Origin of the sequence: Candidatus Accumulibacter similis, assembly GCA_013347225.1 — a bacterium.
GTDB classification, from domain to species: Bacteria; Pseudomonadota; Gammaproteobacteria; order Burkholderiales; family Rhodocyclaceae; genus Accumulibacter; species Accumulibacter similis.
In genome coordinates, this window is the sequence record CP054595.1 from 2,026,819 (window position 1) to 2,040,476 (window position 13,658).

At 66.9% G+C, this 13,658-nt stretch carries 8 protein-coding genes; 3 read left to right on the forward strand and 5 right to left on the reverse strand.

Annotated features, from left to right (window positions below):
* Window positions 1–199: 199 nt before the first annotated feature.
* Window positions 200–2,623, forward strand: coding sequence for a sodium-translocating pyrophosphatase (locus tag HT579_09415; protein ID QKS29108.1), 2,424 nt, complete (start codon window positions 200–202; stop codon window positions 2,621–2,623).
* Window positions 2,624–2,740: 117 nt separating this feature from the next.
* Here the strand turns inward: HT579_09415 and HT579_09420 are convergent, their stop codons facing one another.
* The 5 genes from HT579_09420 to HT579_09440 all read right to left on the reverse strand — a co-directional run bounded on the left by HT579_09420 (window position 2,741) and on the right by HT579_09440 (window position 11,491).
* Window positions 2,741–3,370, reverse strand: a complete 630-nt coding sequence (locus HT579_09420; protein ID QKS29109.1) for a YbhB/YbcL family Raf kinase inhibitor-like protein — start codon at window positions 3,368–3,370, stop codon at window positions 2,741–2,743.
* 22 nt (window positions 3,371–3,392) lie between these two features.
* Window positions 3,393–4,931: a murein biosynthesis integral membrane protein MurJ gene (murJ, locus tag HT579_09425; protein ID QKS29110.1), complete on the reverse strand. Its 1,539-nt coding sequence runs from the start codon at window positions 4,929–4,931 to the stop codon at window positions 3,393–3,395.
* Between the two features lie 110 nt (window positions 4,932–5,041).
* Complete coding sequence (locus HT579_09430; GenBank protein ID QKS29111.1) at window positions 5,042–5,359, reverse strand: hypothetical protein; 318 nt, start codon at window positions 5,357–5,359, stop codon at window positions 5,042–5,044.
* Between the two features lie 5 nt (window positions 5,360–5,364).
* A complete protein-coding gene (locus tag HT579_09435) occupies window positions 5,365–5,646 on the reverse strand; it encodes a hypothetical protein (GenBank protein ID QKS29112.1) in 282 nt (93 codons plus the stop codon).
* Window positions 5,647–5,713: 67 nt separating this feature from the next.
* Window positions 5,714–11,491 carry a choice-of-anchor D domain-containing protein gene (locus HT579_09440; protein QKS29113.1) on the reverse strand — a complete coding sequence of 1,926 codons (5,778 nt, stop codon included), beginning with the start codon at window positions 11,489–11,491 and terminating at the stop codon, window positions 5,714–5,716.
* A 307-nt stretch (window positions 11,492–11,798) separates the two neighbouring features.
* On the opposite strand from HT579_09440, the gene HT579_09445 reads away from it, so the two are divergent.
* Complete coding sequence (locus HT579_09445) at window positions 11,799–12,785, forward strand: helix-turn-helix transcriptional regulator (GenBank protein ID QKS29114.1); 987 nt, start codon at window positions 11,799–11,801, stop codon at window positions 12,783–12,785.
* Between the two features lie 82 nt (window positions 12,786–12,867).
* On the forward strand, window positions 12,868–13,623 hold the full coding sequence (locus HT579_09450; GenBank protein QKS29115.1) for a fused MFS/spermidine synthase: 756 nt from the start codon (window positions 12,868–12,870) through the stop codon (window positions 13,621–13,623).
* Window positions 13,624–13,658 lie beyond the last annotated feature (35 nt).

Genomic DNA, 13,658 nt, shown 5'->3' on the forward strand with positions numbered 1-13,658 from the left:
GTCGTCGCGGCTGCTACCGGCGGTGGCTGCCGCAACTGGCCCGTGCTGGTGGCGGCGTGCGCGCCGGTATCGCGCTGTTGGCTCGAATGCACGTAGGGCGGCTTCAGGCTCGCGTTTATTTCTTTTCTTGCCGTGTGGGGAAGTTGGGCCCGCGGGGGTTCGTGCTGCGGGCAGGGTAATCTACAGAGGGAGGTAGTTCATGTCGACAGGATTGATGTTCGCGCTGGTATGCGCGGTCCTTGCAGTGCTCTACGGCGCAGCAATGACGAAGTGGATTCTTGCGTTGCCGGCCGGCAACCCGCGCATGCAGGAAATCGCCAAGGCGATTCAGGAAGGGGCCTCAGCCTATCTCGCCAAGCAGTACACGACGATCGCGGTGGTCGGTGCGGTGCTGTTCGTGCTGATCTGGATCGCCCTCGGCAAGCTCATGGCCATGGGTTTTCTGATTGGTGCGGTGCTCTCGGGGGCGACCGGCTTCATCGGCATGAACGTCTCGGTACGTGCCAACGTACGGACTGCCGAAGCGGCGCGCAACGGCATTTCTGCCGCGCTGAACGTCGCCTTCAAGGGCGGCGCCATCACCGGCATGCTGGTCGTCGGCCTCGGCCTGCTCGGCGTGGCGGGCTACTACGCCGTTCTCAAAGGCTCCGGCGCGGACCTGCAGCATACGGTCGAGCCGCTCGTCGGACTGGCCTTCGGTGGCTCGCTGATCTCGATCTTTGCCCGTCTCGGGGGCGGCATCTTCACCAAGGGTGCGGATGTCGGTGCCGACCTGGTGGGCAAGGTCGAGGCGGGCATTCCGGAGGATGATCCGCGCAACCCGGCGGTCATTGCCGACAACGTCGGTGACAACGTCGGCGACTGTGCCGGCATGGCGGCGGACCTGTTCGAGACCTATGCCGTGACCGTGGTGGCGACGATGGTGCTCAGCGCGATGATGCTCAAGGGCGTCGTCGGTGCCAATGACAACCTCGTCGTCTACCCGCTGGTTCTCGGCGGCGTGTCGATCATCGCCTCGATCATCGGCTGCTTCTTCGTCAAGTCGAACGACGGCGGCAAGATCATGAATGCCCTCTACCGCGGTCTGGCGGTCGCCGGCATCCTGGCACTCGTCGCCTACTATCCGATCACCACGATGATGCTCGGTTCTGGCGTCACCCTGGCTGACGGCAGCCTGATCTCCTCGATGAGCATCTTCTGGTGTGCGGCAATCGGTCTCGCTCTCACCGGCGTTCTCGTCTGGATCACCGAATACTACACCGGCACCGACTTCTCGCCGGTCAAGCGCGTCGCCGAGGCCTCGACCACCGGTCACGGCACCAACATCATCGCCGGCCTGGCGGTTTCGATGAAGGCCTGCGCCCTGCCGGTGATCGCCGTCTGCGCGTCGATCTACATCACCTACGCGCTTGCCGGCCTGTACGGGATCGCCATCGCCGCCACGTCGATGCTGTCGATGACCGGCATCATCGTCGCCCTCGACGCTTATGGTCCGATCACCGACAACGCCGGCGGTATCGCCGAGATGTCCGGGCTGCCGAAGTCGGTGCGCGATGTCACCGATCCGCTCGACGCCGTCGGCAACACGACCAAGGCGGTGACCAAGGGTTACGCGATCGGTTCCGCCGGCCTGGCTGCGCTGGTCCTCTTCGCTGACTATACGCACGCCCTGGAAGCGAATTTTGCCGGCAGCCTGCGCTTCGACCTGTCGGATCACATGGTGATCATCGGTCTCTTCCTCGGCGGCCTCATCCCCTACCTCTTTGCCGCCATGGCGATGGAGGCGGTCGGCCGCGCCGCAGGCTCGGTGGTGATCGAGGTGCGCCGGCAGTTCAAGGAGATCAAGGGCATCATGGAGGGCAAGGCGAAGCCCGACTACTCGCGCGCCGTCGGCATGCTGACCGCGGCAGCGATCAAGGAGATGATCGTGCCGTCGCTGCTGCCGGTCCTGGTGCCGGTCCTCGTCGGCCTCCTGCTCGGTCCGAAGGCACTCGGCGGCCTGCTGATGGGAACGATCATCACCGGCCTCTTCGTCGCCATATCGATGACCACGGGTGGTGGCGCCTGGGACAATGCCAAGAAGTACATCGAAGACGGCCATTTCGGCGGCAAGGGTTCCGATGCCCACAAGTCGGCGGTCACCGGCGACACCGTCGGCGATCCCTACAAGGATACGGCAGGCCCTGCGGTCAACCCGCTGATCAAGATCATCAACATCGTCGCCCTGATGATCGTGCCGCTGATGGCCCCGACGACCCCGGTTGCCAAGCCGGCAGCCGCGGCGCCGGCGCCGATGGCGGTCGTGGTCGCCGTGCCGGTGGCCAAGGTGTTCTTCGCGGTGAATTCGGCAGAAGTTCCGGCCGACCTGGCGCAGACGCTGGCGGCGGTCGTCGCCCATGCCAAGTCCAACCCCGGCGCGCGCCTCGCCATCTCGGGATACCACGATCCGAGCGGCAGCCAGGCAACCAACGAGGAAGTGGCAAAGAACCGCGCCGTCGCCGTGCGTGATGCGCTCAAGAACGTCGGCATCGGCGAGGAGCGCATCGAGTTGCGCAAGCCGGTCGTGACGTCCGGTAGCGGTGATCCGGCCGAGGCGCGTCGTGTCGAGGTCAGCGTGCAGTGAGCGGCTAACGCAGTAACAGCACGCGCGCAGCCGCTGCAGCGGCTGCGTCGCACAAGAAACGGCGAGGCCGCCCACGGGCGGCCTCGCCGTTTGTCGGTGAGACGCGGCTACGCTGCTTCAGGCGCCGACCGCGGGATTCAGAGAGTAGGTGCCGGTGAGATGTGCCTCGGCCAGCACGTGCCCCAGCAATGCGGCGCGCACCTGCGGCCCCCCAAGTTTGCCATCCACATCGAGACGCTCGACATCGAGAGCAAAGAGCGTGAAGACGTAGTGGTGGACGATCTCGTCGTTCCAGGGTGGGCAGGGGCCGTCATAGCCGTAGTAGTCGCCGCGCATGTCATTGTCGCCGGCAAACCATGCCGTGTAGTCGTTGATCCCCTGCCGCGCGCCGTGCGCCGTGTGCGGACCGGCCTTGCCGCGCGGCGTCACGTCGCTGGAGAACTCGCCTTCGCCGATCTGCCGCAGGTCAGCCGGAAGATCGATCAGCAGCCAGTGGAAGAAATCCACCCGTGGCAGAGATGCCGGGACCGTACGGCCCTCCTGATTGACGTCGTCGCCCTTGCTCGGGACGTCCGGGTCGTGGCAGATGAGGGCGAAGGAGCGCGTGCCTGCCGGCACGTCGCTCCACGCGAGCTGCGGATTCCGGTTGCTGCCGAGACACACGTGGTGCGCGGGATCGGGGATGCAGAAGGCGAACTCGCCCGGGATCCGTTCACCGTCGCTGAAACTGGTGCTGGTCAATTGCATGATGTCTGGTCCTCCTGAAGGGTTATTCTGCCGCGCTGCGTCTGAAGTCACGCAGGCGAAAGCCGGCAACCCATAGTGTAGCGAAATAGACGGCGGCGCCGAAGCACACGATCAGGGAAAGGCGCCACAGGCGTTGGCCAAGCCCCCACTGCAGCCAGTCCGTGGCGTTCCCGCCTGCGAACCAGAGTGCGGTGCCCATCGTTGCCAGGGCACAGCTGAGCCGGGTGTAGAACAGCGGCCAGCCTGGCTGCGGGGTATACACGCCATGCTGGCGCAATCCACGGTAGAGCAGGCCGGCGTTCAGGCTGGCTGCCAGTCCGATTGCCAGCGCCAGCCCGGCATGGGCGAGCCAGCCGACGAATACCAGGTTGAGGAGCTGCGTCACGCAGAGGGTCAGGATGGCGATGCGCACCGGCGTCCGAACATTCTGTCGGGCGTAGAAGCCGGGTGCCAGGATCTTGACGAGGATCAGCGCGAGCAGGCCGAGGCTGTAGGCGACGAGTGCGTCACGCGTCTGCAGGACATCGTGGCTGGTGAAGGCACCGTAGTGGAACAGGCTGCTGATCAGCGGCACGGCCAGGATGGCGAGCGCCACCGCTGCCGGAGCAGCGAGCAGGAAGGCCAGGCGCAGTCCCCAGTCGAGCAGTCGCGAGTATTCGTCGGTCTGGCCAGCCGCATGGCAGCGCGCCAGTGAGGGCAGTAGGATGGTGCCGAGCGCGGCGCCGAGCAGGCCGGCAGGGAACTCCATCAGGCGATCGGCGTAGTAGAGCCAGGAGACGCTGCCGGTGGCAAGAAAGGAGGCGAAGATGTTGTTCAGAAGGAGGCTCACCTGCGCCACCGAAACACCGAGGATTGCCGGTGCCATCAGGCGGAAGATGCGCCGTACCCCTTCGTCGCGCAGCGACAGTGAAAAACGCGGCAGCATGCCGATGCGTTTGAGGTGGGGAATCTGCAGGGCGAGCTGCAGCGCGCCGCCGATGAACACCGCCCAGGCCAGCGCCATCACCGGCGGCGCGAAGTGGGGGGTGGCAAAGAGCGCCATGAGGATGAACGAGACGTTCAGCAGCACCGGCGTGAACGCCGGAATCGCAAAGCGGCTCCAGGTGTTGAGGACGGCGCCGGCGAAGGCCACCAGCGACATGAAGAGGATGTAGGGGAAGGTGATGCGCGTCAGGTCGACGGTCAACGCGAACTTCGCCGGGTCGTCGGTGAAGCCTGGTGCCGACAGGTAGACGAGCAGCGGTGCTCCCGCCATGCCGAGCAGGGTGACCAGCAGGACGATCAGGAAGAGCAGGCTGGCGACGCGGTCGACGAGCTGCCGGGTTGCCTCATTTCCGCGCCTGTTGCGGTACTCGCCGAGGACCGGCACGAAGGCCTGTGAAAAAGCCCCCTCGGCAAACAGCCGGCGCAGCAGGTTCGGCAGCTTGAAGGCGACGAAGAAGGCGTCGGTCAGCATGCCGGCACCAAAGGTGCGGGCGACGACGAAGTCACGGACGAAGCCGAGAATCCGCGACAACATGGTCATGCTGCTGACGGTGGCGAGGGTCTTCAGAAGATTCATGGTCGCTTCGCGAGGGTGCCGGAGTGCGGCGCAAGCGGCCCGGTCAGCCAAGCTGGAGGGGCAAGGTCGTCAGCCCGCCTGGCTGGCAGCCATCGCCGGCAAACGGTCGGTTACTGCGGGTTCTTCGCGTCCGGATTGATCGTGATGCCACGCTGCTGCAGGGCGCCGACTACCGCCTGCGCATTCCGGTTGCCGGCGGTGGCAAGTTTCTGCGTGCCGCTGGCGAGTGCCTCGAGTTGCGCCCGCATCTTTTCGGCGTTGCGGAATGTCGTCTCCTGATTGCTGCGCAGGTTGGCCAGGCTGCTTCGCTCCTGGTAGAGCTGGCTCGCCTGGAAGCCTGACCAGACGACCATCGCGACAGCCAGCAGGCAGATCGGCACGAAGACGTTGCTGGACTGTTGCTCGTTCACGTCGTTGCTGTCGTTCATGTCGGTCATCGGCTCGGGGTGGCTGGCGCGGCGCTGAAGCTGATCCCCTGCGCCGCCAGCAACTCACCCAGTTGCGTGTCGCCGTCCCTGGCTGCGAGATCGGCGAGCGACTTGACCAGCGACTGGTAGAGCGGCTCGAGCTGCAGACTCTGCTGGATGTACTGAGCGCGTGCGCTCACCTCATTCTGTGCTTCCCGGTTGCTGCTGAACAGCAGTGCGTTGATCACCGACAGCACCAGGGCCAGCACGCCCAGCAGCATCAGGATGCGATATTGTAAGGTGTTCACACGCGTCTTCTCCCGCGAAGAGGGCTGCTCGATTGGGCGGCCTCTCTTCGCAGCGACCACCGGGGCGTCAGTGTACCATGCTGCGCCGGCGCTGCAGCAGCAGACTGGCGAGGGCGATCGTCAGCAACATCATCGTCGCCGGCTCGGGGACCGGGCCGCCGCCCTGCTGGTCGATGACGTTGGCGACGATGCGCAGCGTCCGCTGCTGCCCGAGGTCGGGACCGGAGCCGTTCTGGCTGAGCGCATCGAGCCTGATCAGGTCGTCAAGCACGCCGAGGGTCGTGGCGTCGAAGCTGTAGTCGAGGCCGCCGATGCTCTGGCCGGCTGCCAGTCCGCTGAAGGGGTTCCAGCCGGTGAAGCTGAAGCCGTCGGCGTCGCCCGTGGCGCTGAGGTCGAACGCCCCGCTCAGGAAGTCGGCCGGTCCGCTGATCGCGTTGGCCAGTTGCAGCGAGCCAGTGATGCCCAGTGTGCCGAGCACGACGTTGCCCAGATCGAGCGTGTAGTCGTTGCCAGTGACGCTCAGCGTACCGAGGCCGGAGAACTTGGCGAGCGCTGCGTTGGCGATGTTGTTCACCTGCGCCTTGAGGAGAGCCGGCGCATCGGCACCGGCGCTGATGTCAGCCATGTCGGGGTTCTGGCTGATGAAGGCGATGCTGGCGTTCTCGCTGAAGACGCCGGCCGTTGCCGTTGACAGGGCGACGGCGATCTGGCCGCTGCCCTGGGCGACGATGCCGCTGGCGGCAGCGCCGGCGGCGAAAGGCCCGCTGACGCCGTTCAGGCTGGCGCGCAGGGTGTCGTTCAGGCCGCTGACGGCGGCAGCGTTGTGTACCGTGACGTTCCTGTCGGCGACGCTGTCACCGACGCGGACGATGCCGAAGTCGACCACCGGTGTCGTCGACTGCCCGACCGCCGCCGTGTAAACCTTGCCGGATACGCTGATCGTCTGCGGGGCGAGGTTGAGCTGGCAGTTCGGCGCGCAGTTGCCGACGTTGCTGGCGTCGGACACCAGCGCGATGGTCGCGCTGCCAGCGTTGGCACCAGTGTAGTTGCCGGCGACGGCCGTGTTCAGCCCAACCGTCAGCGCGCTGCTGGTGGCGCCCGGGTCGAGCAGGTTGAAGCTGCCGCTGGCCGTGACCGGTGCACCGCCGCTGCTGATGCTGGCGTTCAATGCCGCCTGCGGCGGCGCTCCCGCCACGTTGGTGACACTGACGGTCGCCGTCGCCGCCGCATCGCCGACGCGGCGGGCCGCGACCGTGACCGCTGGGGTGTTGATCTGCGGGCTGGCCTGGTTGATCACAGTCCCCGTGGTCGTGATGCTGCCATTGACCGCGAAGTTCTCACTCCCCACTGCCAGCACGCCGAGCCCGTTGCTGACGTTGTTCACTGCACCGGCGCTGAAGTAATTGACGGCAATCGAGCTGTTCAGGGCGCCGGCCGTCGCACCGGTGACGGTGACGGTCATCGCGCCATTCGTGGCAGTGCTGTCGGTGCCGGCGAGGATGCCGTTGAGGGCGCCGCTGCCGCTGATCTGGCTGTTGCCCGAGGCGCCGAACGAGGCGTTGAGATCCTCGACGTAACCCGCCGCTCCGCTGGCGGTGTTGCGCACCACGAGGCTCTGGCTGACCTGCTGCCCGACTTGCAGCGTGCCGAAGTTCAGCGGCCCGGTCTGCAGCGAGCCGGCAGCCAACTGGTACACCTTGCCGCTGACGGCGACGACCTGGCTGCCGGCACTCGCAGTGCCGAGGCCATTGCTGACGCCGTTGACCTTGCCGGCGGTCTCGTAGGCGAGGGACACTGTGCCCGTCTTGTCACCAGCCGAGCTGGTGTCGACGCGTGCGCCCATGGTCGTGCTGTTGCCCTGTCCGGCCAGCAGACCGACGATGTTGCCACCGCTGATCGCGGCCTGGCCGCTCGAGCCGGAGAAACTGGCGTTCAGGTCTTCGCTGAACGGGCCGGCTGCGGCAGTGTTGCTGACCGTGATGGCGGCGGTGTTGCTGCCACCAACACGCTGGTTGGCTACGGTGACCGGTGTGCCGGCGTTGCCGATGGCGGCGTTGTAGGCCGCCGCACCACCGGCAAGCACGATGTTGAGCTTCTGGTCGGCGATGTTCTCGAAATTGCTGCGCAGATTCAGGACCTGTCCGGCGAGCGGTGCCAGCGCGCCGGCACTGGCGGCGTTGAAGACCACAGCGAGGTCGCCGCTGTTGGCTCCGGGGGCACCGGCGTTGTAGTTGGCGGCCGTGACGCCGCTACCCGAGAGGCGTGCGTCGCTGATGTTGCCACCGTTGGCAGCGGTCTGGACGGCGCCACGCAGAGTCGGCCCGGTGCTGCCGGAGTTGCCGATCTGGTAATTGAAGGTGTTGCTGCCGACGCGCACATTGCCGATCGTCAGGGTCGCATTTGTCGTGTTGCCGCCGGTGACGCCGGCGCCGCTGATCACCTGCGCCACGTCGCCGCCGGCGCGGACCTGTCCGGTGCCGGTGACGCCGGCGCGCCGGTTGAAGCTGTTGCCCGTGCCGGCGCCGGCATTGGTGTAGTCGTTGTTGATGATGAGGTTGCCCGTGCCGATGTTGATGGCCGAGCCCGCTGCGCCCATCACCAGACGGCCTTGCGTGTTGCCGCCGTTGGCCAGCGTCATCACGCCGGCGTGGTCTACCTGCAACGTGCCGGTGCCGTTGACGTTGCGCCCGACGTTGAGGGTGCCATCCTGCGCCCGGAACAGGCCGTTGTTGGTCAGTGCGCCGTTCGGCGTGACGCTGATCGTGCCACCGGCGTCGGCGTTGATCGTGCCGTTGTTGGTGAGTGTGGCGCCGCCGCCGACGAAGGCCTGCTGGCCGATGACGCCGGTCTGGCCGCGGACGGTGACGCCGGAGCCGATGACGAGATTGCCGGCTTCGATGTTCAGCCGGTTGGAGCCGCTGCCGTCGGCAAAGACGATCGTGCCGCTGCCACTGATCGTCTGATCGCCCTGCGGCGCGAGCACGCTGCCGTTGCCGATGTGTATCGTGCCGTTCAGGACCATGCCGCCGGCGCCGATGCGCTCGACCGACGTGGCGGCGGCCAGGTCGAGCGCGCCGTTGAGCGTCACGCCATTGAGGAAGTTGCTGCCACTGTTGGCAGCCCTGAAGACGCCCGTGCCGTTGGAGTTCAATTGACCGCCGGTGACGGTGGCGCCGTTGAGGAACACCGTGCTGCCGCTGTCGGCGAGGATCACGCCGGCAGTGTTGTCGTAGCCGCCGCCGGTATTCAACTGCAGCGTGCCGCCGCTCTGCGCCCGCATCGTGCCCTGGTTGACGACCTGGCCGTTGACGCCCAGCGTGATCGTGCGGGCGGACACGTCGGCGGAGATCACGCCCTGGTTGGTCAGCGTGGCGCCGCCACCAACGAAGGACTGCTGGCCGATGAAGCCATTGCCGCCGCGCACGGTGACGCCCGAGCTCAGCGTGAGATTGCCTGCTTCGACGTTGAGGCGGTTGCTGCCACCGGCATCCACGAAGTTGATGCTGCCGGTGCCGCCGATGGTCTGGTTGCCCTGCGGGGCGAGGACACTGCCGTTGCCGATGTCGATCGTGGCGCCATTGAGCGTCAGCCCCCCGGCGACGCGCTCGACGCCAGTCGCGGAAGCGAGGTCGAGTGTACCGGCGAGCGTCACTCCGGAAAGGAAGTTGTTGCCGCTGTTGTTGGCCCGGAACGAGCCGGCACCAGTCAGGTTCATGTCGCCGCTGATGGTGACCCCGTTCTGGTTCACCACGCTGCCGGCGCCGGCGAGGATCTGGCTTCCGCTGTTGCCCTGCACGGCGCTGTTCAGGTTCAGCGTGCCGCCATTGAGCGCCGCCAGGGTGCCGTTGTTGGTCGTCAGACCGTTGACCGCCAGGCTGACCGTTCCGCCAGCGACGTCCGCCTGGACGGTGCCGTTGTTGGTGAGCGTCGCGCCACCACCGACGAAGGACTGCTGGCCGATGACGCCGGTGTGGCCGCGGACGGTCACGCCGGAGGCGATGACGAGATTGCCGGCCTCGACGTTCAGACGGTTCGAGGCGCTGCCGTCGGCAAAGACGATCGTGCCGCTGCCAGTGATCGTCTGGTTGCCCTGCGGGGCGAGGACACTGCCGCTACCGATGTTGATCGTGCTGCCAGCGAGTGTCAGTCCGCCCGTGAGGCGCTCGATGCCTGTGGCTGACGCCAGGTCCATCGTGCCGGCGAGGGTGACGCCGGCGAAGAAGTTCGACCCGCTGTTGCTGGCGCGGAACGATCCGCTGCCGGCCGTGTTGACGATACCGCTGACCGTCACACCGTTCTGCACCACGGTGCTGCCCGCTCCGGCGAGAATCTGGCTGCCGGCACCACCGGCAACTGCCGAGTCGAGTCGCAGTGTGCCGCCGTTGAGAGCCGCCAGCGTGCCGTTGTTGGTGGTCAGGCCGTTGACCGTCAGGATGACCGTACCGCCCGCGACGTCGGCCTGGATCGTGCCGTTGTTGGTGAGTGTGGCGCCGCCGCCGACGAAGGCCTGCTGGCCGATGACGCCGGTCTGGCCGCGGACGGTGACGCCGGAGCCGATGACGAGATTGCCGGCTTCGATGTTCAGCCGGTTGGAGCCGCTGCCGTCGGCAAAGACGATCGTGCCGCTGCCACTGATCGTCTGATCGCCCTGCGGCGCGAGCACGCTGCCGTTGCCGATGTGTATCGTGCCGTTCAGGACCATGCCGCCGGCGCCGATGCGCTCGACCGACGTGGCGGCGGCCAGGTCGAGCGCGCCGTTGAGCGTCACGCCATTGAGGAAGTTGCTGCCACTGTTGGCAGCCCTGAAGACGCCCGTGCCGTTGGAGTTCAATTGACCGCCGGTGACGGTGGCGCCGTTGAGGAACACCGTGCTGCCGCTGTCGGCGAGGATCACGCCGGCAGTGTTGTCGTAGCCGCCGCCGGTATTCAACTGCAGCGTGCCGCCGCTCTGCGCCCGCATCGTGCCCTGGTTGACGACCTGGCCGTTGACGCCCAGCGTGATCGTGCGGGCGGACACGTCGGCGGAGATCACGCCCTGGTTGGTCAGCGTGGCGCCGCCACCAACGAAGGACTGCTGGCCGATGAAGCCATTGCCGCCGCGCACGGTGACGCCCGAGCTCAGCGTGAGATTGCCTGCTTCGACGTTGAGGCGGTTGCTGCCACCGGCATCGACGAAGTTGATGCTGCCGGTGCCGCCGATGGTCTGGTTGCCCTGCGGCGCGAAAATGCTGTTGTTGCCGATGTTGATCGTGCCGTTCAGAGTCAGGCCGTTGACGACGCGCTCGATGCCAGTGCCCGAGGCGAGATCGAGCGTGCCGTTGAGCGTGACGCCGGAGAGGACGTTGCTGCCGCTGTTGAACGCGACCAGCTTGCCGCTACCGGTGGTGCTGATCGTACCCCCGGTGATCGTGCTGCCGAACTGGTTGATCACGCTGTCGGCGCTGACGTTGATCACGCCGCCGGCGTTGCTGATGTTGTGCCCGCCCGCCACCTGCAGCGCGGCATTGTTCGGGATCGCACCGGCGCCGACGTTGAGTGTGCCGGTGTTGCTGGTGCCGCCGCCGCCTGCCAGCGTCAGCAGGAAGGCATCTAGGTTGACACTGCCGGCGTTGTTGAGGTTGAGGATCGACTGTGCGGCGTTGACGGTGACGGTCTTGCCCACCGCGATCGTCGCGTTGTCGGCAGCACCGGGCACGATGCCGCAGCTCCAGTCGGCGGCGGTCGCCCAGTTGCCGCTGGCCGGGGTCCAGTTGCAGTTGGCAGCCAGCGCCTGTTGCGCCGGGAAGGCGAGCAGAATGGCCAGAAGGCTGGGCTTGATGACGAAGTGGGGTGCTTTTGTGGCCATGTTCCTCTCCTCTTGCAATGGCAGGGGACGCTGCGGCGGCGTGCCGGACTCAACAGCTCTACTGATGGATGCCATAAGCACGTTTCATGCCTGACCGGTACGAGGCCATCCGGAGCTGGTTTCAGAGTTTGTTAAATGAGCGGGATGGCTGGCCGTGGCCGACTTCGGTTGGGGCCGTTGCACCGTTCGGCGAAGTTGCCGGAACCGATCTGTAAAGGCGCGACGTGGTGCATCTGCACCATGCCCCGCCGTGACCGGCCGCTACTGGCGGCAGGGCCGTGGCTCATGCACAATGGGCAACATGGAGATGGCTGACGCGCGCGCGCTGAACGGGGTGATCCTTTCCCTTTATCGGGAAGGTCGGGAGGTGCCGCTCGGCCGCTATCGCGCCTGGGCGCTGGAGCAGGTCGCTTCGGTGGTCGGCTTCGATTCGGCGTGCTGGGGAAGCGCCTCGGCAGAACCGCCGGCACTGCACGAGATGCATCTGCACAACTGCGAACACGGCATCGTCGAGGCGTACGTTCGCTGCAGCAAGCACGACTTCTTCCGTGCCGCGCTGATCGCCGATCCGGGAACGGCGATCAGCCTCGGTGATCTCGTGACGCGCGAGACCTATCTGCGCAGCACGCTCTATCGCAGGTTCGGGCGGCGCTTCAAGGTCGAGTGGGCGCTCGGGACGGTGCTCCTCGATCGCACGACTTCGCTCCACGAGTTCCTGACGCTCTGGCGGCACGATCCCTGGCTGCCGTTTTCCGAGACCGAGCGCCAGCTCAAGGAACTCCTGATGCCGCATCTGGCGGCGACCCATCGTGCCGCCTGGCTGCGGCATTTCCTGCGCCGGCCGGGCCACCTCAGCCAGGCGTGGGCGGTGGTTGACCGGCGCGGCCTGCTGCGCGAAGCGTCACCGTCCTTCATGGCCTCGCTGCACCAGCACTGGCCAGACTGGAGCGGCGGCCACCTGCCCGCACCGCTGGCGGCGACTGTGCAGGCGGGGCAGTCGCATGTCGCCGGCACGTGGCGCTTCGACGTCAGTGACTGCGGCGAGTATCGCTTCGTCCTCGCCCGCTCGACCGGCGCGCTGGCGCAACTGTCCGCACGCGAGCGCGAGATTGCCCTGCGCTACGCCAGCGGCGAGACGCATTCGGCGATTGCCCGCGCACTGTCGCTGTCGCCGGCGACAGTGCGCAATCACGTCGCGCATAGCTTTCGCAAACTCGGCGTCGCCAACAAGGTGGAACTGTCACTGCGGCTCGAGGCTGGAGCGCCGCGGCTGCCGACGGGAGTGGCGGAATGAGCGATGGGCGGACGGCGCCCGCCATCGTGCCGCGCGCGCCCCGGCCCCGAGGCGCCCGCCGGCGGCCGGGTCGCGGCTGTTGATGGCGCGCCAGTCGATCGAAGTCAGCGAGAGGGCGGGGGTACGCTACCTCCACTTCTCCTCCGCCTGGGTGCAGGGGGCGATGCGCCTGCAGCGCCCGAACGCCCTCGAACTGTCCTACACGCGCGAGATGATGGCCGGGCTGTTGCTGCGCGCCACACCGTGGCCGCGCGATGCCCTGCTGATCGGTCTCGGCGCCGGATCACTGGCCAAGTTCATCTACCATCAACTGCCGGCGACGCGGATCACGGCCGTCGAAATCGATCCGCAGGTCGAGAGGGTCGCCCGGCTGCATTTCGGATTGCCGGATGACCCGCGCCGACTGCGCGTGCTGATTGCCGACGGCGCCGACTACATGCTGCAGGGCGACAGCCGGCACGATTGCATCCTGGTCGATGGTTTCGATGGTCAGGGCCGCGCCGGCGCTCTCGACACCCTGCCGTTCTACGAGGCATGCCGCGCGCGTCTGAGCGAGAGCGGTTTGCTGGCGGTCAACCTGCTTGGCCGTGACCGCGGTTTCGCCGCCAGTGTCGAGCGCATCAGCCAGGCTTTCACTGGCCGCTCGCTGGTCTTCCCCTCCTGCGACCGGGGCAACAGGATCGCCTTCGCCAGCGCCGGCGAGGCGGTCGACGTCGCCGGCGGCGAACTCGTCAGCCGCGCCGATCGCTGGCGTCTGGCGAGTGGCCTCAACCTGCTGCCGACGGTTGCCCGTTTGCGTCAGGCCGGCTGCCTGCCGCACGATCGACTGCTGCTCTGAGCGCGGCCCGGGAGCGGGCAAGGGCGCTATACTTG